General features: G+C 37.9%; 21 protein-coding genes and 1 other annotated feature. All 21 genes read left to right on the plus strand.

Annotation, left to right across the window (positions count from 1 at the left end; genetic code table 11):
- Window positions 1-91 precede the first annotated feature (91 nt).
- The 21 genes from sigG to pyrE all read left to right on the plus strand — a co-directional run bounded on the left by sigG (window position 92) and on the right by pyrE (window position 21818).
- Entirely contained in the window at window positions 92-877 is a 786-nt protein-coding gene (gene sigG, locus OLD84_RS08615; RefSeq protein WP_209461418.1) for an RNA polymerase sporulation sigma factor SigG, read from the plus strand.
- A 160-nt stretch (window positions 878-1037) separates the two neighbouring features.
- Complete coding sequence (locus OLD84_RS08620; RefSeq protein WP_209461417.1) at window positions 1038-1292, plus strand: YlmC/YmxH family sporulation protein; 255 nt, start codon at window positions 1038-1040, stop codon at window positions 1290-1292.
- Window positions 1293-1366: 74 nt separating this feature from the next.
- Window positions 1367-2179 carry a peptidoglycan editing factor PgeF gene (gene pgeF, locus OLD84_RS08625; protein WP_209461416.1) on the plus strand — a complete coding sequence of 271 codons (813 nt, stop codon included), beginning with the start codon at window positions 1367-1369 and terminating at the stop codon, window positions 2177-2179.
- A 23-nt stretch (window positions 2180-2202) separates the two neighbouring features.
- The gene (locus tag OLD84_RS08630) at window positions 2203-2874 is read left to right on the plus strand and encodes a YggS family pyridoxal phosphate-dependent enzyme (RefSeq protein WP_209461545.1); all 672 of its coding nucleotides are present in this window, start codon (window positions 2203-2205) and stop codon (window positions 2872-2874) included.
- 23 nt (window positions 2875-2897) lie between these two features.
- Window positions 2898-3332: a cell division protein SepF gene (locus OLD84_RS08635; protein ID WP_209461415.1), complete on the plus strand. Its 435-nt coding sequence runs from the start codon at window positions 2898-2900 to the stop codon at window positions 3330-3332.
- A 6-nt stretch (window positions 3333-3338) separates the two neighbouring features.
- Window positions 3339-3605, plus strand: coding sequence for a YggT family protein (locus tag OLD84_RS08640; protein WP_209461414.1), 267 nt, complete (start codon window positions 3339-3341; stop codon window positions 3603-3605).
- Between the two features lie 12 nt (window positions 3606-3617).
- On the plus strand, window positions 3618-4394 hold the full coding sequence (locus tag OLD84_RS08645; protein WP_209461413.1) for a YlmH family RNA-binding protein: 777 nt from the start codon (window positions 3618-3620) through the stop codon (window positions 4392-4394).
- A gap of 673 nt (window positions 4395-5067) precedes the next feature.
- Window positions 5068-5571 carry a DivIVA domain-containing protein gene (locus tag OLD84_RS08650; RefSeq protein WP_209461412.1) on the plus strand — a complete coding sequence of 168 codons (504 nt, stop codon included), beginning with the start codon at window positions 5068-5070 and terminating at the stop codon, window positions 5569-5571.
- 58 nt (window positions 5572-5629) lie between these two features.
- Window positions 5630-5850: a binding site (T-box leader), on the plus strand.
- 60 nt (window positions 5851-5910) lie between these two features.
- Window positions 5911-8667: an isoleucine--tRNA ligase gene (gene ileS, locus OLD84_RS08655; RefSeq protein ID WP_209461411.1), complete on the plus strand. Its 2757-nt coding sequence runs from the start codon at window positions 5911-5913 to the stop codon at window positions 8665-8667.
- Window positions 8668-8774: 107 nt separating this feature from the next.
- The gene (gene lspA, locus OLD84_RS08660; RefSeq protein WP_209461410.1) at window positions 8775-9245 is read left to right on the plus strand and encodes a signal peptidase II; all 471 of its coding nucleotides are present in this window, start codon (window positions 8775-8777) and stop codon (window positions 9243-9245) included.
- Window positions 9242-10153, plus strand: coding sequence for an RluA family pseudouridine synthase (locus tag OLD84_RS08665; protein WP_209461409.1), 912 nt, complete (start codon window positions 9242-9244; stop codon window positions 10151-10153). Before lspA ends, OLD84_RS08665 begins: the two co-directional genes overlap by 4 nt.
- A 181-nt stretch (window positions 10154-10334) precedes the next feature.
- Window positions 10335-10883 carry a bifunctional pyr operon transcriptional regulator/uracil phosphoribosyltransferase PyrR gene (gene pyrR / locus OLD84_RS08670; RefSeq protein ID WP_209461408.1) on the plus strand — a complete coding sequence of 183 codons (549 nt, stop codon included), beginning with the start codon at window positions 10335-10337 and terminating at the stop codon, window positions 10881-10883.
- A gap of 126 nt (window positions 10884-11009) precedes the next feature.
- Complete coding sequence (locus OLD84_RS08675; RefSeq protein ID WP_209461407.1) at window positions 11010-12353, plus strand: solute carrier family 23 protein; 1344 nt, start codon at window positions 11010-11012, stop codon at window positions 12351-12353.
- A gap of 45 nt (window positions 12354-12398) precedes the next feature.
- Window positions 12399-13328: an aspartate carbamoyltransferase catalytic subunit gene (locus tag OLD84_RS08680; RefSeq protein ID WP_209461544.1), complete on the plus strand. Its 930-nt coding sequence runs from the start codon at window positions 12399-12401 to the stop codon at window positions 13326-13328.
- Window positions 13282-14565, plus strand: a complete 1284-nt coding sequence (locus OLD84_RS08685) for a dihydroorotase (protein WP_209461406.1) — start codon at window positions 13282-13284, stop codon at window positions 14563-14565. Before OLD84_RS08680 ends, OLD84_RS08685 begins: the two co-directional genes overlap by 47 nt.
- Window positions 14558-15655: a carbamoyl phosphate synthase small subunit gene (locus OLD84_RS08690; RefSeq protein WP_209461405.1), complete on the plus strand. Its 1098-nt coding sequence runs from the start codon at window positions 14558-14560 to the stop codon at window positions 15653-15655. Before OLD84_RS08685 ends, OLD84_RS08690 begins: the two co-directional genes overlap by 8 nt.
- Complete coding sequence (gene carB / locus OLD84_RS08695; protein WP_209461404.1) at window positions 15648-18845, plus strand: carbamoyl-phosphate synthase large subunit; 3198 nt, start codon at window positions 15648-15650, stop codon at window positions 18843-18845. Before OLD84_RS08690 ends, carB begins: the two co-directional genes overlap by 8 nt.
- Window positions 18842-19594 carry a dihydroorotate dehydrogenase electron transfer subunit gene (locus tag OLD84_RS08700; protein WP_209461403.1) on the plus strand — a complete coding sequence of 251 codons (753 nt, stop codon included), beginning with the start codon at window positions 18842-18844 and terminating at the stop codon, window positions 19592-19594. Before carB ends, OLD84_RS08700 begins: the two co-directional genes overlap by 4 nt.
- A complete protein-coding gene (locus OLD84_RS08705) occupies window positions 19591-20511 on the plus strand; it encodes a dihydroorotate dehydrogenase (RefSeq protein WP_209461402.1) in 921 nt (306 codons plus the stop codon). The genes OLD84_RS08700 and OLD84_RS08705 overlap by 4 nt, the downstream gene beginning before the upstream one ends.
- Window positions 20504-21214 (plus strand): orotidine-5'-phosphate decarboxylase, encoded by a 711-nt coding sequence (gene pyrF, locus OLD84_RS08710; RefSeq protein WP_209461401.1) that lies wholly within the window; start codon window positions 20504-20506, stop codon window positions 21212-21214. The genes OLD84_RS08705 and pyrF overlap by 8 nt, the downstream gene beginning before the upstream one ends.
- Window positions 21204-21818: an orotate phosphoribosyltransferase gene (gene pyrE / locus OLD84_RS08715; RefSeq protein WP_209461400.1), complete on the plus strand. Its 615-nt coding sequence runs from the start codon at window positions 21204-21206 to the stop codon at window positions 21816-21818. The genes pyrF and pyrE overlap by 11 nt, the downstream gene beginning before the upstream one ends.
- Window positions 21819-22206 lie beyond the last annotated feature (388 nt).

Below are 22206 nucleotides of genomic sequence, written 5' to 3' on the forward strand. Positions count from 1 at the left end.
ACGTTTTCCAACTAAATCATCCTGCATAAAAATCTTCCTGTGCGGAGATACTGTCCATGAACAGCATCACCAACTGGGAGGGTTGAACAGGATGACAAGGCATAAAGTTGTGATATGTGGTGTTGATACATCGAAACTACCTGTATTAAAAAATGAAGAAATGCGGAAGTTATTTGTAAAAATGCAAGAAGGAGAAGACGACTTTTCAGCGCGTGAAGAACTGGTGAATGGAAATTTACGGCTCGTATTAAGTGTTATACAACGGTTTAATAATCGTGGTGAATATGTAGATGATTTATTTCAAGTAGGATGTATTGGTTTAATGAAATCAATTGACAATTTTGACTTATCACATAATGTTAGATTTTCCACATATGCCGTTCCTATGATTATCGGTGAAATTAGACGCTATTTAAGAGACAACAATCCTATTCGGGTATCAAGGTCACTAAGGGATACAGCTTATAAAGCTTTGCAAGTAAGAGAAAAACTAATAAGTAAAACATCAAAGGAACCTACACCGATGGAGATTGCAGAAGAGATGGGTATACCTCATTCCGACATTGTGTTTGCAATGGATGCTATTCAAGACCCTGTATCATTATTTGAACCGATATACAATGATGGAGGAGATCCCATATTTGTTATGGATCAAATTAGTGATGAAAAAGATAAAGACTCTACATGGGCAGACAAACTATCTTTAAAAGAAGGGATGTATCAATTAAACGAAAGAGAAGAAATGATACTAAATAAACGTTTCTTCCAAGGAAAAACACAGATGGAGGTAGCGGATGAAATAGGTATTTCACAAGCTCAAGTCTCTAGATTGGAAAAAGCAGCTATTAGTCAAATGAATAAAGAAATGTTTGAATGACGCTATCTATCTTGCTGCATTTAGTGGATAATGAATAGTACGGTACGGTAAAAAAGCAAAAGGAAAGGTGAAGAATCCCTATTCCTTTTGCTTTTTTTGCTTTCTAGTGAAATTATCTGAAATTGACGCATATATTTAGAGTAAGTGGGGTGAAATAAAATTGATAAAATTATCCGAACTGCAACTTAAAGAGGTCATCATTATTGATGATGGACGTCGATTGGGGCACATCTCTGATTTGGAAATTGATACAGATAGTGGTAAGATACTTGCAATTGTACTCATTATGCGTGAGAAGAAAAGTGGTATTTTCGGAAAGCCAGATGAACTAATTATTCATTGGGATCAAATTGTACGCATTGGTTCAGACGTCATTCTTGTAAAAGAGGTCCAACAACCACAATTGTATGCGTAACCTTTTACAAACAAGTAAAATAGAATATAGAAATTATGATAAAATGGTACAAGTGAGTGAAGGAGGACACGGCCATGATTGAACCATTTAAACACAGTAATGAATCCCATATACATATAGAAAAATGGAAAAAGCTTAATCCAAAACTAAAGGCTGGTTTCACGGTCAGGAACGGTGGTGTAAGCAAACCGCCGTTTGATACGTTAAATGGTGGTTTGCATGTACAGGATGAGTATGATGACGTTATAGAAAATCGTACAATTTTATCGAATCATTTGCGTATTCCATTGGAAAATTGGGTATTAGGAGAACAGACGCACCAAACAAATATACAAGCAGTTACTGCTAAGGATAAAGGGAAGGGGGCTATTTCCTATCAAAATTCTTTAAAAGACACGGATGGATTGATTACGAATTGCGAAGGTATATTATGTACTGCTTTTTTCGCGGATTGTGTTCCTTTATATTTTTTCGATCCGAAGTCAGGCTACATAGGTATTGCCCATGCAGGCTGGAGAGGTTCGGTTAACAGAATAGCTGAAAAAATGGTTCAAAAACTGGACGAAGCTGGAGTAAATCCAACAGACCTGCTCGTAACGATTGGCCCATGTATTACGCAAAAAGCCTATGAGGTTGATGAAAAAGTCATTAACCATATACATGTACAGGATAGGAAGAATACAGTAATCTCAAATGGCAACAATCGCTATTTATTAGATCTAAAGCAGTTAAATGTAGAAATCCTTTTACAATGTGGTGTAATACGTAATAATATAGATGTAACAAATTATTGCACGTTTAATGATAATGCGCTATTTTTTTCACATCGAAGAGATAATGGTCAGACAGGAAGAATGTTAGGTTTTCTTGGTTATGAATGTAGCTAAACTGGGGAGGAGTATTGGTGACAATGGATGTAGCAACAAATCTGCAATATATGAGGCGTACTATTAAACAAGCTAGTGAGAAAAGCAAACGAAATCCTGATGAAATTACAATAATAGGAGTTACGAAATATGTTACAATAGAAAGAACGAGGGAAGCCATTCAAGCAGGGATCAAAAATCTTGGCGAAAATCGTCCTGATGGATTTATGGAGAAATACAATCATATTGGAATTGATGCTAAATGGCATTTTATCGGCACCTTACAATCGAGAAAAGTAAAAGATGTAATCAACAAGGTTGATGTCGTTCATTCTTTGGATCGCCTATCGCTTGTTAAAGAAATAAACAAACGGGCAACGGAACAGAAAGATTGTTTTGTTCAGGTTAATGTGAGCGGGGAAGAATCTAAGCATGGTCTAAGGCCAGATGAAGTCATTCCTTTTATAAAGTCTATCGAAAGGTATGAAAATGTACATGTTGTTGGTTTAATGACTATGGCTCCACATCTGGAAGATAAAGAGCGTCTGCGAGAATTTTTTCAAACGTTAGCTGATTTAAGAAATACAATTAAACATAAAAAACTAGCCCATGCACCTTGTGAGTATCTATCTATGGGTATGAGCAATGATTATGAAATTGCTATTGAGGAAGGTGCTACACATATTAGAATTGGTTCCGATTTGGTAGGGCAATAATTTATATATAGTGAGGTGAACACATGAGCATTAAAAACAAAATCAAAAATTATTTTACGATGGAAGATGAGTTTGAATATGACTATGCTGAAGAAGCTAGTGAACCAGAAAATAATACCAAACAACAAACAAAACATAATGTGGTTAATCTAACAAGTATGCAGCACTCGGCATCTAAAGTTGTGCTTTTGGAACCTAGAAATTACAATGAAGCCCAGGAAATAGCAGATAATATCGTAAATAGACGCGCAGTGGTTATCAATTTACAACGCGTAGATAACAATCAGGCAAAAAGAATTGTTGACTTTCTTAGCGGTACGGTATATGCCTTAAATGGGGATATTCAAAAACTTGGAACAGAAACTTTTCTCTGTACACCAGATAATGTCGATGTGTCGGGGACAATATCCGAATTATCGTTTGACGAAGCCGAAAATGAATATGAAAAAGGATGGTAGTAAAAGATGTTCCAATTGTATAACCTATTAGATACTGCATTAACGATTTACAGTTTCGCATTAATAATCTATATTTTTATGTCTTGGTTTCCAGGAGCTAGGGAGTCAGCATTTGGTGAGTTTTTAGGGAAAATATCAGAGCCTTATCTTGAAGTTTTCCGTAGGTTTATTCCTCCATTGGGTATGATCGACTTATCTCCAATCGTAGCTATTATTACGCTCAGTTTCGCGAGGATGGGCTTAGGAACATTATTTTCAATGCTGCTCTCCTAAAGGGTGTATAAAATGAATATTTATCAACATTTTCGTAAAGAAGAACAACCATTTATTGATCAAGTATTATCATGGATTGAGCATGTTGAAAAGTCATTTCAGATAAAAGTAACCGACTTCCTGGATCCAAGAGAGCAGCAAATTATGCATGTATTAATTGGGACAAACAGTGACGTGCGGTTATATCAGTATGGCGGTGGTGAGCATGCTGAAAGGAAGCGTGCTATTATCGCACCAATCTATGAAGAGATTGAAGAAGCCTCCTATCAACTTATATTATTACAGGCACATTATCAGGATAAGTTTATATCATTAGAACACCGTGATGTGATGGGAGCATTTTTATCCCTGGGCATACAACGTAAGAAACTTGGTGATATTTTTGTTGGTGATGGTACCGTACAAATTGTCATGGCAGATGAAATTGCCCCGTTTGTGTTGGCCAATCTAACCACAATTAAAAGAGCTAAGATTAAGCTTGAAGAACAACCATTTTCTTCATTTATTGAAACGGAAAAACAATGGATTGAGACGGATCAAACCGTTTCTTCGTTGCGGTTGGATGCAGTCGTAAAAGAAATATATAACGTATCTAGAAAAGAAGCTGCAGACTTTATAAAAAAACAGCAGGTAAAAGTGAATTTTAAAGTAGTAGACGATGGTAAATTTATTTTACAAGAGGGTGATTTACTTTCAGCTCGGGGCAAGGGTAGAAGTAAGCTGGTAAAAATAAATGGCCAAACAAAGAAAGATAAGTGGAGGATAACGACCGCTATTTTATCTTTATAACGTAAATGATATGTGTAAATTTGATTGCACACGAAATATGGTTATATTAAATTTTTAATAGATGCAGGAATTTAGTTGATTTATGTCGAATAAAAACTTAATGCGGTTTTTACTTTATAACTTTGGCTGTTTTCTAAAAAATGTTGCTTTCGACATAAAATCTACAAAGTGCGACATAACTTACCGTCGCCCTGGAAATACACTTCGCTTTCCGCGGGCGGCAGGTGAGCCTCCCGCTAGAGTCTTCGTGTATTTCCGACGCTGGTACTGTTCTTTGTAATTTTAAAAAGTCTATGCTTAATTATTAAAACAAATACTAGCAGTTTTGTGATGGTTGATTGGAGCGGAGGCCCGTTGACTCCTGCGGGAACAAATGTCTTCGGTGGGACGAGCATTTACGCGCAGTCCCAGCACGAGTCTGAAGTCCCCACAGGACTATCCTAAGGAAGGTCGACTAAAACCGTTCTTTGCGAACAACGTCGACATACCCTTTGCCAGGGCAAGGAGGCTGAGGCCGTTCCCGCGGAAAACAACGGTCTGTAGCGGAAAGAAAACCAGCGGGTACGTCGCAATTTTCATCAACTGCGAAGATTTAAAAACAACGATACTTACGAAAAAAGTCATAATTTTTTACGATTATATAGAAGGAAATTTTTTGAAGGAGGTGGCCGATGTGCCATTAACACCGTTAGATGTTCATAATAAAGAGTTTACAAGAAGCTTCCGAGGATATGATGAAGATGAAGTGAACGAATTTCTTGATCAAGTCATCAAAGATTATGAAACAGTAATAAGAGAAAAAAAAGATTTACAGGAAAAAGTTGAGCAGTTGGATGAAAAACTTGGACACTTTACGAATATTGAAGAAACATTAAATAAATCAATTTTGGTGGCTCAGGAGACTGCTGAGGAAGTGAAAGGTAGTGCTACTAAAGAATCTAAATTAATTATTAAAGAAGCTGAAAAAAATGCGGATCGAATTATAAACGATGCGCTAAGCAAATCAAGACGTATATCAATGGATGTAGAAGAGTTAAAGAAACAAGCAAAGGTTTTCCGAACACGTCTGAAAATGCTTGTTGAAGCACAACTTGATATGATTGGAACAGATGATTGGGAGGATTTATTCGATGAGGAATTGGGCGAGGAGCTCGAGTTTGCTGAAAATAAGTCTTAGATCTTGACGTCCAGTGAAATTTTACATATAATTCATACACATAAGTCTAATATAAATAAAAATTGCATTGATAGAGCCCAGTATAGAAGGTATGCTGTCTAGCGAGTCAGGATATGGTGAAAGCCTGATACAGTAATTCTTTTAGAATATCACTCTTGAGCATCCATTTTGAATTGAGTAGCAATGGACGGTTTATTCCCGTTATGAATATCGAGTGAATGTAAAATTGCATTATTTTATATTTATAAGGGTGGTACCGCGAGTCTCCTCGTCCCTTTTGGGATGTAGGGGACTTTTATTATTATTTAGGAAAGTAAAAAAGCTGAGGAGGTAGTATAGATGGATTACAAGGATACATTATTAATGCCAAAGACGGAATTTCCAATGCGAGGGAATTTGCCAAATAAAGAGCCAAAACGACAAGGAATTTGGGATGAAACGAATTTATACGAAAAGGTTCAACAGAGAACAGAAGGAAGACCATCATTTATTTTACATGATGGACCACCATATGCAAATGGAGATTTACATATTGGTCATGCTTTGAATAAAATTTTGAAGGATTTTATAACGCGGTATAAATCGATGTCTGGTTATCATGCACCATATGTACCAGGCTGGGATACACATGGACTGCCAATTGAAACAGCATTAACGAAAAATAAAAAAATTAAGCGTAAGGAAATGAGTATTTCCGAGTTTAGAAAACGATGTGCTGAATATGCTTTAAACCAACTTGACAATCAACGAACACAGTTTAAGTCACTGGGGGTTCGTGGTGATTGGGAGAATCCATATGTTACATTGACAAAGGATTATGAGGCTGCACAAATCAAAGTATTTGGTGATATGGCTAAAAAGGGCTATATTTATAAAGGATTAAAACCAGTTTATTGGTCACCATCATCTGAATCAGCTTTAGCAGAAGCAGAAATTGAATACCATGATAAACGTTCTCCTTCCATTTATGTTTCATTTGAAGTGACGAATGGCAAAGGATTACTTGATAATGGTGAGAAATTTATTATTTGGACGACAACGCCGTGGACCATTCCTGCTAACTTAGGAATCAGCTTGCATCCAAATTTGGATTATGCAGTAGTTGAGGTGAAGCAGGAAAAATATGTTATTGCTCATGAACTACTCGAAACTGTATCTGAAGAATTAGAATGGGAAAACCCAAACGTAGTGAAAACGTTTAAAGGACAAGAAGCAGATAAGATTGTTGCTAGACACCCGTTTTATGATCGAGATTCACTCGTCATGCTAGGTGATCATGTAACAACAGAGGCTGGTACAGGCTGTGTTCATACAGCGCCTGGACATGGGGAAGATGACTTTATTGTAGCTGGATCATACGGTATTGATGCATTATCACCTGTTGATGATAAAGGTGTGTTTACAAGTGAAGCACCAGGTTTTGAAGGTGAATTTTATGATAAGGCTAATAAGTCTATAACAGAAAAGTTAGAAGAAGTTGGCGCCTTGTTGAAGCTTACGTTTATTACGCATTCCTACCCACATGATTGGAGGACGAAAAAACCAACCATTTTCCGCGCTACCTCACAATGGTTTGCATCGATTAAAGACTTTCGCCAGGATATACTAGACGAGATTAACCGAATTAATTGGTACCCATCATGGGGGGAAACACGTCTATATAACATGGTTCGTGACCGTGAAGACTGGTGTATTTCACGTCAACGTACATGGGGGGTTCCAATTCCTGTGTTTTATGGGGAGGATAATACACCCATTATTAATGATGAAACAATTGAACATGTATCGGATCTATTTAAAGAACATGGCTCTAATATCTGGTTCGAATGGGAAGCAAAAGATTTATTACCTGAAGGATTTACTTCACAATATAGTCCAAACGGGAATTTCACGAAAGAAACAGATATTATGGATGTTTGGTTTGATTCAGGATCATCCCATGAAGCAGTACTAGTTGGTCGCGAGGACCACAGACGCCCAGCAGATGTTTATTTAGAAGGTAGTGACCAGTACAGAGGTTGGTTTAACTCATCTATCTCAACTTCTGTTGCAGTTACAGGTAAATCACCGTATGAAAATATTATTAGTCATGGTTTTGTATTAGATGGTAATGGAAGAAAGATGAGTAAATCGTTAGGAAACGTTATGGTACCATCTAAAGTACAAAAACAGTTAGGCTCAGATATTTTGCGATTATGGGTATCATCCGTTGATTATCAAGGAGATGTACGGATTTCTCAGGAAATTTTAAAACAGACTTCAGAAGCATATCGAAAAATTAGAAACACATTCCGGTTTATGCTGGCAAACTTAAGTGACTTTGATCCTAACACGGATTATGTTCAAGAATCCGAAATGGAAGAAGTGGATCGTTATATGCTTCATCGACTGCAGCAAGTCGTTAGCAATGTACGTGATAACTATGAAAAATTTGAGTTCTCACCAATTTTTCATCAAATCCATAATTTTTGTACGGTTGACTTAAGCTCTTTTTATTTGGATTTCGCAAAAGATATCTTATACATTGAAGCTAAGGATAATAAACGTCGTCGCAGTATTCAAACAGGGTATTATGAGATTTTAACAACAATGGTTAAATTATTGACACCAATTATCCCGCATACAACCGATGAATTATGGGAATATATTCCTGGTGTAGTAGAAGAAAGTGTTCAGTTAACAGATATACCTGAACCAAAAGCAATTGCTAACTTTGGAGAACTAGAAGAAAAATGGGATCATTTCATGAAAATTCGCGATGATGTATTAAAGGCGTTGGAAGAAGCGAGGAATGAAAAAGTAATTGGTAAATCTTTAGAAGCAAAAGTTACCGTAGTTCCAAAAGATAAACAAACGAAGGATGTATTAAATTCGTTTGCGCATTTGCATCAATTCTTGATCGTATCTGAAACGGTTATTCGTGATAGTAATAGTAATGCAAAAGAATATTCGTATGTAGATGTTTTCGTAGAAAAACATCTTGGAGAAAAATGTGAACGTTGCTGGGTAGCATCTGAAACGGTTGGAGAAGATCCAGATCATTCTGGTTTATGCTCTCGTTGTGCAAGTGTTGTAAAAGAGCATTATTCTGCATAATTATACCTGAAATTACCCCTCTACAATTAGAGGGGTAATTTTTATTGAAAAATAATGATTTAACGTTTAAGATAAGTAAGACTTAGAGAAAAATCGGGGGAAATGGAATGTATGTTTATTATGGTCTCGCATTAATCATTATAGCAATTGATCAGTTAACCAAATGGATTGTTGTAGAAACAATGGATATTGGTGGACAAATTAAAATTATCGATAACTTCTTCTATTTAACATCACATCGCAATAGTGGTGCTGCTTGGGGAATATTACAAGACCAGATGATTTTTTTCTATATTGTGACGTTAATTGTAGTTATCGGTATTGTATATTACATGCAAGCATATGCAAAAGAAGATAAAACCTTAGCAATTGGTTTAAGTTTCGTTCTCGGAGGAGCGATTGGAAACTTTATTGACCGCCTTTTTCATCAAGAAGTTGTTGATTTTTTGCATTTTATAATTTTTAATTATAATTTTCCTATCTTTAACATAGCTGATTCTGCATTAACAATTGGAGTTATATTAATAATAATCGCAACTATAATCGATGAAAAAAAGAAAGGAAAATCGAAACAATGAATACATTTAATCATAGAGTGACAGAGGAACAGGCGAGACAAAGAATTGATAAATTACTTGCCGTATTAAATCCAGAAATATCCCGGTCACAAGTCCAGTCATGGATAACCAAAGAGCATGTATTGGTGAACGGAGAGAGCGTCAAATCTAATTATAAGTGCCAAGCGGGAGATGACCTAAAGTGGTCGGTTCCAGAAGTAGAGTCCTTGAACATTGATGCTGAAAATATTCCCTTATCCATTGTCTACGAAGATAGTGATTTATTAGTTATTAATAAGTCTAAAGGCATGGTTGTTCACCCTTCAGCAGGCCATCAGAGTGGAACACTTGTCAATGCCTTGCTTTATCATTGTGATGACCTATCAGGAATTAATGGTGTGGAACGACCTGGAATTGTACACCGGATTGATAAGGATACAAGTGGTTTATTGGTAGTTGCTAAAAACGATAAAGCACATACAGTCTTATCCGAACAGTTGTCAAAAAAGAAAATAAAACGAATGTATGAAGCAATTGTTCATGGTGAAATCAAGCACGAATCAGGCATGATTGACGCTCCGATTGGAAGGGATCCTAAAGATCGCCAAAAAATGGGAATAGTTGATGAAGGAAGACCTGCTGTAACCCATTTCAATGTCATAAAAAGTTATCTTGACTATACACATGTAGAATGCCAACTGGAAACAGGCAGAACTCATCAAATACGTATACATATGAAATACATTGGCTTCCCCCTTGTCGGTGATCCAAAATATGGACCACGTAAAACGATGGATATAAAAGGTCAAGCATTACATGCAACCGTATTAGGATTTACACACCCAAGGACAAAAGAATGGATGGAATTTAAAGCGGAGGCTCCAACCTATTTTGAGGATATGTTGGCATCCATCGAAAAAATGTATTGACAAATGATCGGTATTCTGAAATAATATATGAAATGAATAATGAACCTTTAATATAGTCCCGTGAGGCTAAAAAGGAAACGGATGTTTACATATGTGTAGTCCTACATACATATATCCAAATCCCTTTTTTCCTCACGGAGAGAAGGGATTTTTCTATTATAAGGGGTTAAGAGGTGATGGGATGCAAGAGAAAACACAAATATTGGATCAGCCGGCAATTAATCGAGCATTAACCAGAATTGCTCATGAAATCGTTGAGAAAAATAAAGGTGTAAGCAATTTAGTACTTGTCGGCATTAAAACACGTGGTGCCCCGCTTACAAAACGCCTTCAGGAAAAGATAAAGCACATTGAAGGGGTTGATGTTCCAATTGGTGAACTCGATATAACGTTATATCGAGATGATCTGGAAAAAGCTACTCAAAATGCTGAACCACAATTAAAAGATAAAAATATTGATGTTGATCTTACAGGAAAAAAAGTAATACTCCTTGATGACGTTTTATATACAGGTCGAACGGTAAGGGCGGCAATGGATGCTCTGATGGATATCGGGAGACCTTCGCAAATTCAGCTTGGTGTTCTAGTGGATAGGGGACATAGAGAATTACCGGTTCGTGCAGATTACGTTGGGAAAAATATTCCTACTTCAGATAAGGAAATAATCGTAGTACGACTGGAAGAAATGGATGAGATTGATCTAGTATCCATTTATGAAAAGAATAGCTAAACCTTTAACTAAATCCAGAGAGATTTAGAAGGTTGTTTAAGAAAACGTGAAGAAAATTGGTCACGTGTACCTCTTTGCAGCCTTTTGCAGAGAGGTTTTTTTATGCAGAAAAACGGGGGAATAGACATGACACAAAAAAATATAGTAATGGATGTAAATGAAATACCAAAGGGAAGTCAATGGATACTATTAAGCATACAGCATTTGTTCGCTATGTTCGGTGCGACAATTTTAGTTCCATTTCTTACTGATTTATCGCCTGCTGTAGCATTGGTTTCAAGCGGAACTGGAACACTGGCATATCTCTTCATTACAAGAGGGAAAATTCCAGCATATTTAGGTTCCAGCTTTGCATTTATTGCACCGATTATAGCTGCGAGTGCTAGTGAAGGAGCAGCCGGTGCAATGGTTGGTGGGTTTTTAGCAGGAATTGTCTACGGGTTAGTAGCCTTATTGATCACTTTTTTGGGTACAGATTGGCTTATGCGCCTTTTGCCTCCTATTGTGGTTGGGCCAGTAATTATGGTGATTGGTTTAGGTTTGGCGCCAACTGCCGTTGATATGGCAATGTATGATAATGAGATATATAGTAGCACGTTTATGTTAGTAGCTTTAGTAACTCTTATTATTACGATTATCGCTACTATTTTCTTTAAAGGATTTTTGGCACTCATTCCCATACTCATAGGTATTGTTAGTGGGTATTTATTTGCACTGTTTCAAGGAATCGTTGATACATCCCAGATAAAAGCTGAATGGGCAGAAATAGCAAATATAGGTTCAGTTGGAGATTTTTTGGGGGCAATTTTTCAAATGCCAGACTTTATTATACCTTTTGTTGACTATGCACCTTTAGAAATTATAAATCTACAAATTATTTTTATCATGGTTCCTATCGCACTTGTGACAGTTGCGGAGCATATTGGGGATCAGATGGTTTTATCAAAAATTGCTGGACGCAATTTTCTCAAAGATCCTGGGTTGAATCGATCTCTATTTGGAGACGGCGTTGCGACCTTATTTGCATCCATGATAGGTGCGCCACCAAACACCACATATGGAGAAAATATAGGCGTCTTATCCATTACACGAGTGTTTAGTGTGTTTGTTATCGGGGGAGCGGCAGTGCTCGCAATATTGTTTGGGTTTATTGGAATCATTACAGCCACCATAAATTCAATTCCAACTCCAGTTATGGGGGGAGTCTCCATTCTCTTATTTGGAATTATTGCATCAAATGGATTACGTATGCTTACTGATAATCAACTCGACTTAAGTGATAAGCGTAATCTGGTTATTTCATCTGTCATCTTAGTAATCGGTGTTGGTGGAGCATTTATCGAGCTGTCAGAAGGTGTGGAAATTGCAGGGATGGCTTTATCGGCAATAATAGGCGTTATTCTTAATCTAATATTGCCAGGTAAGGAAAGTGGACATGGTAAAGGGGCGCTGTTTGAAGAATCGGATTAATTTTTCAAAATTGAAAGAAGCTACTTGAATAATCGGGAGGTAATGATGCGACATTTTATATCGGTTAATCAATTAAGTGAAGAGGAAATCGTGAATATTTTAAAAACAGCTGACTGGTATTGTAATACGGGTTATAAATTAAAACAACAGCTCTTCGTGGCAAACTTGTTTTTCGAACCGAGCACAAGAACAAAAACGAGTTTCATCGTAGCTCAAAGAAAAATGGGGATGGAGGTGTTGGACTTTCATACAGAAACCTCGAGCATACAAAAAGGGGAATCATTATATGATACTGCAAAAACGTTTGAGTCGATCGGTGCAAATTTATTGACTATTCGCCACCCATCAGATTGTTGGTTTGATAATCATTTAAAAGATATATCCATACCGATTATTAATGCGGGCGCAGGAAAAACGGAACATCCTACACAATGTTTATTGGATCTGTTAACGATTTACCAGGAATTTCAAACGTTCAAAGATTTGAAAATTGTTATTGCAGGTGATATAAAACATAGTCGTGTTGCTCAATCAAATGCTTATGCGTTGAAAGCTTTAGGCGCAAATGTCTTCTTAAGTGCAGCCCCAGAATTTGAAGATAATTCCTTGGATTTTCCTTATCTTTCCATGGATGATGCTGTGAATACGTGTGATGTGGTTATGCTTTTACGTATTCAACATGAACGTCATGATGAGAAATCGAGGACAATGAATGATTACTTGAACAATTACGGGTTAAGCAAGGAACGGGAAAAGCAAATGAAAAATCATGCGATTATCCTTCACCCTGCTCCAATTAACAGAGGGGTAGAAATAGATTCAAGTTTAGTAGAGTGCGAACGTTCGAGAATATTTCAGCAAATGAAGAATGGTGTTTATATAAGAATGGCCATCATGACGAATATATTACAGGAATGGGGGATTATGAATGAAACTAGTATTGAAGAATGCGAAACGGCTATCATCAGCAAATGAGCTTAAAGCATGTGAAGTATTAATTGAAGGCAATAAAATCACACGAATTGCTGCTTCTGTTTCAGAGGAAGCTGCCGAAGTAATAGATTGTGGAGGAAACGTAATCGTACCTGGATTTATTGATGTACACATTCATTTACGTGAACCTGGTGGTGAACATAAAGAAACCATTGCTTCTGGAACGAAAGCTGCAGCACGTGGAGGTTTTACGACGGTTTGCGCAATGCCTAATACAAACCCTGTACCTGACAATAAGGAAACAGTGAAAGAACTTCTAGAAAAAATTAACCAAGATGCTCTCGTTCGGGTGCTTCCCTATGCCGCTATTACAAAAAAATTAAACGGGGAAGAACGAACCGATATAGCAGAACTTGCAAAAATGGGAGTATTTGCCTTTACAGACGACGGTGTGGGCATTCAAACAGCTGACACCATGTTACAAACAATGAAGCAAGCTGCAGCTAATGGGATGCCGGTTGTGGCACATTGTGAAGATAATTCAATTATTTATGGGGGAGTTGTTCACGATGGAAGGGTGAGTAAGGAACTCAATTTACCAGGAATACCTTCACTTAGTGAATCGGTTCAAATTGCTCGTGATGTTTTATTAGCTGAGGCAACCGGTTGTCATTACCATGTCTGTCATGTAAGTACAAAGGAATCGGTAAGAGTAATTCGCGATGCGAAAAAGGCTAATATTAATGTAACAGCAGAAGTTACCCCCCACCATCTGTTAATGAATGAGGATGATATTACGACAAATGATACAAATTTTAAAATGAACCCTCCATTACGAGCAAAAGAAGATCAAGAAGCGTTGTTGGAAGGATTACTGGATGGTACGCTAGATTTTATCGCTACAGATCACGCACCACATGCTGAAGAAGAAAAGGAAAAGGGATTTCTAAAAGCACCTTTTGGAATTGTAGGGCTTGAAACGGCTTTTTCACTTCTTTATACAAAACTTGTTAAAACAAATAAAATCACACTTAAACAATTAATAAATTATTTAACCATTAAGCCGTCAAATGTCTTTAATTTACCATACGGAACGTTAGAAGAAAACGCGTATGCAGACCTAACCGTACTAGATTTAGAAAAAGAAACAAAAATTGATAAAGAACGTTTTTACTCAAAAGGAAAAAACAGCCCATTTCATAATTGGGAAATTACAGGTTTACCAATTTTAACGGTTGCAGATGGAAGCATTGTATATAAGGAGGGTTTTGATGGCTAAACGACAATTGATTCTCGAAAACGGTACCGTATTTATTGGGGAAAGTTTCGGCAGTGAACAAATGACAACAGGAGAAGTTGTATTTCATACAGGAATGACAGGCTATCAAGAAGTAATTTCAGATCCATCTAATTGCGGTCACATTGTTATGATGACCTATCCACAGGTCGGGAATTATGGCATAAATCGAGATGACTTTGAAACGGTTACCCCCTTTATTCAAGGTTTAATTGTAAAAGAGGTATGTGATTATCCATCAAATTTCCGGAGTGAAGAAAGCTTAGATCGTTATTTAAAAGAAAACGGTATACCAGGAATTTCTGGAATTGACACGAGAAAACTGACAAAGATTATTCGTAAGCATGGAACAATGAAAGCGACGATTCAAACAGTGGACGAATCTGCTCCTGTGATTCTAGAGGAGCTGAAAAGCATACCCTTACAAACAAATCACGTTCAACAAACATCAACCACCAAACCATATGTTGTACCAGGCCGTGGGATGCGGATAGCTTTGGTTGATTTTGGAATGAAACATGGTATATTACGTGAACTGACGAAGCGCGACTGTCATATCACCGTCGTTCCATATAACTATAGTGTAGAAAAAATTTTACGATTAAATCCGGATGGGATTATGCTGACGAATGGCCCTGGAGATCCAAAAAATGTACAAGAAGCGATTGAAATGATTAGAAATGTTCTTGGTAAAATCCCGGTTTTTGGAATTTGTTTAGGCCATCAGTTGTTAGCATTGGCATGTGAGGCTGATACCGAGAAGATGAAGTTTGGGCATAGAGGTTCGAATCATCCAGTTAAAGATCTTCAAACAGCTAAAACCTATATGACATCGCAAAATCATAGCTATGTTGTAAGAGAAGATTCCCTTGCAAATACAGATTTACAAGTAACCCAACTAGCTTTGAATGATAATACGGTTGAAGGTATAAAACATGTGATTTATCCAGCTTTTTCTGTACAGTATTACCCGGAAAGTTCACCTGGACCAGAGGATTCAGATCATTTATTTGATGATTTTATCCAAATGATTAAACATAATCAGCTTAAAAAGGAGGGGTCATATGCCTAGAAATACAGCTATTCAAAAAATACTTGTCATTGGTTCAGGACCGATTGTTATCGGTCAAGCAGCTGAATTTGATTATTCAGGTACGCAAGGGTGTCAGGCATTAAGAGAAGAAGGGTATACGGTGATTCTAGCAAACTCGAATCCTGCAACGATTATGACGGATCATACCGTAGCAGATAAGGTCTATATGGAACCACTCACGATTGAATTTTTAACGAAGATCATTCGTAAGGAACAACCGGACGCAATCTTGCCAACGCTTGGTGGTCAAACAGGACTTAATTTAGCCATTTCACTTGAGGAATCTGGGATTTTAGCAGATTATGGAGTGGACCTATTAGGTACGTCATTAGAGTCCATTCAAAAGGCAGAGGATCGTGAGAAATTCAGAGATTTAATGCTGGAATTGAATGAACCTGTACCTGAGAGTGAAATTGTAAGTTCAGTCGAAGTGGCATGTGATTTTGCTAAAAAGATTGGATTTCCCTTAATTGTTCGGCCAGCCTATACACTTGCAGGAACGGGTGGGGGCATGTGCTATAACGAGGAAGAATTGATAGAAACGACGCGTAATGGTCTGGCTTTGTCCCCGGTAAATCAATGCTTAATTGAGAAGAACATCGCAGGGTTAAAGGAAATAGAGTATGAAGTAATGCGCGATAAGAATGACCAAGCAATCGTTGTATGTAATATGGAAAATATTGATCCAGTAGGAATTCATACAGGAGATTCAATCGTTGTAGCACCTTCTCAAACATTAAGTGACAGGGAATACCAGATGCTTCGAAACGCTTCGTTAAAGATTATTCGTGCGCTAGGAATTGAGGGTGGGTGTAATGTGCAACTAGCGCTTGATCCTAATAGCTTCGAGTACTACATCATAGAAGTTAACCCGAGGGTGAGCAGGTCATCAGCATTGGCGTCTAAAGCAACAGGCTATCCGATTGCTAAAATCGCAGCAAAAATAGCGGTTGGTTTAACCTTGGATGAGATTATTAATCCAATAACAGGAACAACATATGCAATTTTCGAACCAGCGCTTGACTACGTTGTTACAAAGATTCCACGTTTTCCATTTGACAAGTTTATAACGGGTGATCGCTATCTGGGAACCCAGATGAAAGCAACGGGAGAAGTTATGGCAATTGGTAGAAGCTTTGAAGAATCGTTATTAAAAGGAATTCGGTCACTGGATATTAACGCAGAAGAGCTTTGGTTACCTAATTTAGTAAGTTTAACGAATGAAGAAATCACATCACGTTTGAAAAAAGCGGACGATGAGCGGATATTTGTTCTAGCAGAAGGATTACGTAGAGGGATGACAGTCGATGAAATTTTTCAGTTAACGAAAATAGATCGCTTTTTCTTAGTGAAATTGAACAAACTTATTCGAATAGAAAAGGAATTAATTGCGAATAAAAATTCAAAACAGGTATTATCGAAAGCCAAAAGACTAGGAATTTCCGATACACAAATTGGCCGATTGTGGGATGTTTCTGTTGATGCCATTTACGACCGACGGCATTCAGAAGAGATAAAACCAGTATATAAAATGGTGGATACTTGTGCAGCTGAATTTGAATCACAAACACCATATTTTTACAGTACTTATGAGGAAGAGAATGAGTCAATTAAATCGGATCGAAATAAAATTCTTGTACTGGGATCTGGTCCAATTCGAATCGGTCAGGGTATTGAATTTGATTATGCAACCGTCCATTCCGTTTTAGCAATACAAGAAATGGGCTATGAATCTATTATTATGAATAACAATCCAGAAACCGTTTCAACGGACTTCAGTATTTCTGACAAGCTTTATTTTGAACCTTTAACGTTGGAAGATGTAATGAATGTTATTGATTTAGAACAGCCAGAAGGAGTTGTTGTTCAATTTGGTGGGCAAACTGCAATTAATCTAGCTGCAGGACTTGAACGTCGTGGTGTAAAGATTTTAGGAACGAATCTAGAAGCAATCGATCGTGCAGAAGATAGAGATAAATTTGAACTGCTATTGGATGATCTGGATTTGTTACGTCCAAAAGGGAAAACTGTTCTCAAACTTGATCAGGCGATTGAAGTAGCGAATTCAATCGGTTATCCCGTATTAGTTCGTCCATCTTATGTGATTGGCGGTAGCAGAATGGAAATTGTATACGATGATGAAGAGTTGCAGGCATATTTAGCGAAATCCAGTAATATAAAGAGTGAATATCCTATACTAATTGACAAATACATTACAGGTATTGAAATAGAAGTGGATGCAATAAGTGACGGAGAAACCGTTATTGTCCCAGGAATTATGGAGCATATTGAGCGTTCCGGTGTACACTCAGGAGATTCTATTGCAGTCTATCCGCCGCAACGAATTATGGAGCCAGTTAAACAGAAATGCATGGATGCAGCAGCACGTATTGCTCGAAAATTACAGGTTAAAGGATTAATCAATATTCAATTCATTATTCAAAATGATGATGTTTATGTACTTGAAGTGAATCCTCGTGCAAGTAGGACAATCCCCTTTTTAAGTAAAATAACCGGCGTAACGATGGCTAACATTGCTACGAAATGCATTTTAGGAACGCGGCTGGCTGATTTGGGGTACGAGACAGGAGTTTTACCAGAAGATGATAATATATCTGTAAAAGTTCCTGTATTTTCATTTGAAAAATTACGAAGCGTGGATACGATACTTGGACCGGAAATGAAATCAACTGGTGAGGTCATTGGATACGACAAGACTTTGGAGAAGGCTTTATATAAAGGTTTGGTAGCGTCTGGCCTTTCCGTGCCACAAGAAGGTGCTGTATTACTAACCGTTGCAGACAAAGATAAGCAGGAAGCACTGGGAATAGCACGCCGCTTTCATGAGTTAAGTTTTCAATTATATGCAACAAAAGGGACAGCAGCTTTAATAAAGAAAGAAGGTATTTCGGTAACGGAAGTAGCGAAGATTGGATCAAAGGAGCCAAATGTTCTATCTATAATTGAAAATGGTCATGTTCAATTTGTTGTGAATACACTTACTTCAGGAAAACAACCGCGTTCTGATGGTTTCATGATTCGTCGGGAATCGGTGGAGCATGGAATTGCTTGCCTAACAAGTTTAGATACAGCAAATGCTATCCTGAATGTAATTGACTCCACTACTTTTAATGCGATACCAATGACAAACAAAGAGGCTGTTGTATGATGCGAAAAGAGAAACTGCATATTCTATCGTCGAAACAGGTTGCACTGGATACGGTCGAAATGGTATTGGAAAACACTTATATTAGTAAAACAGCAGTCCCGGGACAATTTTTGCACGTGAGTGTGGAAGGACACTCATTACGTAGACCTATATCCATTGCAGATATAGATATGGAAAACGAAACGATTACCATTTTGTTCAAAATCATCGGTTCCGGGACAAAACAGCTGGCAACCTACCAGAGAGGGATGAAGATTGATGTATTAGGGCCAAGCGGGAATGGATTTAATTTAGAAATTAGAGCAGATTCAACGATATTATTAATAGGTGGAGGTATTGGCGTCCCGCCCCTTTATTATCTCGGAAAAACATTGGCAAAAAACCATATCAAACTCATCTCCATTCTAGGTTATCAAACAGCTCAACATGTCTTTTATGAACAACGATTCCAAGAAATTGGTGAAACTCATATTGTGACAAACGATGGCACCCATGGTAAAAAAGGATTGGTGACGGATGTTCTGGATACGTTTGATTTTGACCGTTATTATGCTTGTGGACCAGTACCAATGCTGCAGGCGATTACGGCTAAACTGGAACATCAACCAGGGTTTATTTCGCTAGAGGAACGGATGGGATGTGGGGTTGGTGCATGCTTCGCTTGTGTCATACCCACAGATACTCCTGATGGTTATAAAAAAATCTGCAAAGATGGACCTGTTTTTAATGCTCAGGAGGTGAGTTTATGAAAAATTTGGCAATGGATTTACCTGGATTAAATTTAAAAAATCCAATCATGCCTGCCTCTGGTTGTTTTGGTTTTGGACGTGAATATAGTGAATTTTACGATTTAGGTGAATTAGGTGCAGTTATCATGAAGGCTGCAACAGGGAGTGAGCGTTTTGGTAATAACACACCACGTGTTGCTGAAACTTCTTCGGGTATGTTGAACGCAATTGGTCTACAAAATCCAGGTGTCGAGAAGATCATCGAAACCGAGGTGCCTTTTCTGGAAAGTTTTAATGTTCCAATTATCGCTAATGTAGCTGGAAGTACAGTAGAGGAATACATTGCGGTAGCTGAAACGTTTAACCAAACAGATAAGGTGAATGCGCTGGAATTAAATATATCCTGTCCAAATGTAAAAGAAGGCGGCATCCAATTTGGTACAGATCCTGATATGGCAGCAAATGTAACAAGGCTAGTTAAGCAAGTGAGCAACCTGCCTGTTTATGTCAAGCTTTCACCCAATGTATCGGATATAGTGGCAATGGCAAAAGCGGTAGAAGTGGCAGGAGCAGATGGATTATCTATGATTAATACACTGTCGGGAATGCAAATTCATTTGCCAAGCAAACGTCCCTTATTAGCAAATAAAACAGGTGGACTATCTGGAGCTGCAATTAAACCAGTTGCGATTCGTATGATATATGAGGTTAAACAACAGGTTTCTATTCCCATTATAGGCATGGGAGGTATTACAAGTGCAGAGGATGTTCTGGAATTTCTTTTAGCAGGTGCGAGTGCCGTCGCAGTAGGGACAGCTAATTTTCATAATCCGTTTATTTGCCCAGAATTAATAGAAGCATTGCCTGAGGTACTTTATAAATACGGATTTTCTTCAGTTGAGGCTGCAATTGGAAAGGGGGTCCCTTCCTATGGATAAATCTATCTATCTAGCACTTGATTTTCCTGATTGGCATGAAACCAAGCAATTCCTGGAAGTAAATAACCTACAGGGTATTCCTGTGAAAGTAGGGATGGAGTTATTTTACCGAGAAGGCGCACATGTGATAGAGAAGTTAAAGGAAAATAATCATCCGATCTTTCTCGATTTAAAATTACATGATATTCCAACAACGATAATGAAGGCCATGAAAAATATTGCAAAACTTGAAGTTGATATGGTTAATGTTCATGCAAGTGGTGGAAGTGAGATGATAAAACGAGCAAAAGAGGGACTAGATATCGGATCTCATGCTAACTATCAAACGAAGCTTATTGCGGTAACAATACTGACTTCTATGGACAATGAAACGATGCATAACGAACTTCTATTGCCAGGAAAACTTGAAGAAAATGCATGGCACTTCGCTCGTATTGCCAAACAGAGCGGAGCAGATGGCGTTGTATGCTCTGTACATGAAGCAATGAAAATGAAAAAAGAATTTGGTAGATCCTTCTTAACTGTAACACCCGGTATACGGTTAGAAGAATCAAGCACAGATGACCAGAAACGAATTGCAACGCCTGGGTTTGCACGAGGAAATGGTGCTGATGTACTTGTGATTGGCAGAAGTGTTACGAACGCAGCTGAACCAAATCGTGCATATAATCAAGTAGTGAAGGAGTGGGGAAATGGCGGTTAGTCATGAATTAGCAAGAGATTTATTAGCTATTGAAGCCGTGAAAATTAATACGAAATCGTATTTCACTTGGACTTCAGGAATGAAATCACCAATCTATTGTGATAACAGGTTAACGATGTCACACCCAGAGATTCGCAGGAAAATCTCTAAATATTTCGCTCAACTCATTGAAAATATGGAAGAAAAACCGGATGTGATTGCAGGTTGTGCCACTGCGGGAATTCCTCATGCAGCTTGGCTTGCTGATACGTTAAATCTACCAATGGTTTACGTTCGTTCCACACCAAAAGGGCATGGAAAAGAAAATCAAATTGAGGGTACATTTGAAAAAGGACAAAAGGTACTTGTGATTGAAGACCTTATTTCTACTGGTAGCTCATCCATAGAAGCAGCCAAAGCATTACGAAATGAAGGTGGAGAAGTGATCGGAGTATTAGCGATCTTCACGTATGGATTACAAACATCCATTCAACAATTTTCTGCTGAAAATCTATCATTTCAAACAATTACTAGCTTTGACCAATTAATAGATGCTTTAGTCAAAGATGCTAAAATAGAAAAAGAAGAAGAAAGTGAATTATTATCCTGGCGTAATAATCTATAAAAAGAAATGATCTTTTCGTAAGTATTGTTTCCTTTTAAAACGTCGCAGTGGATATAAAAGACGACGCAGTGACAATTCCCTTGAGAAGTCTCTCGTTCTAATGATGGTTGGGTGCTTCGATTCGCTCCGGAAACACATTTCGCTTTCCGCGGGCGGCTGGTGAGCCTCCTCGTGCTAGCGCACTGCGGGGTCTCACCGAGGCCTTCCCTCCCGCAGGAGTCTTCATGTGTTTCCTCCGCTGATAAGATGCTTTTCAACTTCATCAAAATTGCTTAATTATATAATAAATATAGCCATGCACTCTTATGAAGGTTGATTGGAGCGGAGTACAGTCGACTCCTGCGGGAACAGCACGGGTCTGAAGACCCCGCAGCAGTGGTTTCCTGCG

Source organism: Virgibacillus natechei (assembly GCF_026013645.1).
Taxonomy (GTDB): Bacteria; Bacillota; Bacilli; order Bacillales; family Amphibacillaceae; genus Virgibacillus_L; species Virgibacillus_L natechei.

Bases quoted from the DNA above. Each gene is read 5' to 3' on its own strand.
- sigG (WP_209461418.1), top strand. From the start codon at position 92: ATGACAAGGCATAAAGTTGTGATATGTGGTGTTGATACATCGAAACTA.
- pgeF (WP_209461416.1), top strand. From the start codon at position 1,367: ATGATTGAACCATTTAAACACAGTAATGAATCCCATATACATATAGAA.
- OLD84_RS08630 (WP_209461545.1), top strand. From the start codon at position 2,203: ATGGATGTAGCAACAAATCTGCAATATATGAGGCGTACTATTAAACAA.
- OLD84_RS08635 (WP_209461415.1), top strand. From the start codon at position 2,898: ATGAGCATTAAAAACAAAATCAAAAATTATTTTACGATGGAAGATGAG.
- OLD84_RS08640 (WP_209461414.1), top strand. From the start codon at position 3,339: ATGTTCCAATTGTATAACCTATTAGATACTGCATTAACGATTTACAGT.
- OLD84_RS08645 (WP_209461413.1), top strand. From the start codon at position 3,618: ATGAATATTTATCAACATTTTCGTAAAGAAGAACAACCATTTATTGAT.
- ileS (WP_209461411.1), top strand. From the start codon at position 5,911: ATGGATTACAAGGATACATTATTAATGCCAAAGACGGAATTTCCAATG.
- lspA (WP_209461410.1), top strand. From the start codon at position 8,775: ATGTATGTTTATTATGGTCTCGCATTAATCATTATAGCAATTGATCAG.
- OLD84_RS08665 (WP_209461409.1), top strand. From the start codon at position 9,242: ATGAATACATTTAATCATAGAGTGACAGAGGAACAGGCGAGACAAAGA.
- pyrR (WP_209461408.1), top strand. From the start codon at position 10,335: ATGCAAGAGAAAACACAAATATTGGATCAGCCGGCAATTAATCGAGCA.
- OLD84_RS08675 (WP_209461407.1), top strand. From the start codon at position 11,010: ATGACACAAAAAAATATAGTAATGGATGTAAATGAAATACCAAAGGGA.
- OLD84_RS08680 (WP_209461544.1), top strand. From the start codon at position 12,399: ATGCGACATTTTATATCGGTTAATCAATTAAGTGAAGAGGAAATCGTG.
- OLD84_RS08685 (WP_209461406.1), top strand. From the start codon at position 13,282: ATGAAACTAGTATTGAAGAATGCGAAACGGCTATCATCAGCAAATGAG.
- OLD84_RS08690 (WP_209461405.1), top strand. From the start codon at position 14,558: ATGGCTAAACGACAATTGATTCTCGAAAACGGTACCGTATTTATTGGG.
- carB (WP_209461404.1), top strand. From the start codon at position 15,648: ATGCCTAGAAATACAGCTATTCAAAAAATACTTGTCATTGGTTCAGGA.
- OLD84_RS08700 (WP_209461403.1), top strand. From the start codon at position 18,842: ATGATGCGAAAAGAGAAACTGCATATTCTATCGTCGAAACAGGTTGCA.
- OLD84_RS08705 (WP_209461402.1), top strand. From the start codon at position 19,591: ATGAAAAATTTGGCAATGGATTTACCTGGATTAAATTTAAAAAATCCA.
- pyrF (WP_209461401.1), top strand. From the start codon at position 20,504: ATGGATAAATCTATCTATCTAGCACTTGATTTTCCTGATTGGCATGAA.
- pyrE (WP_209461400.1), top strand. From the start codon at position 21,204: ATGGCGGTTAGTCATGAATTAGCAAGAGATTTATTAGCTATTGAAGCC.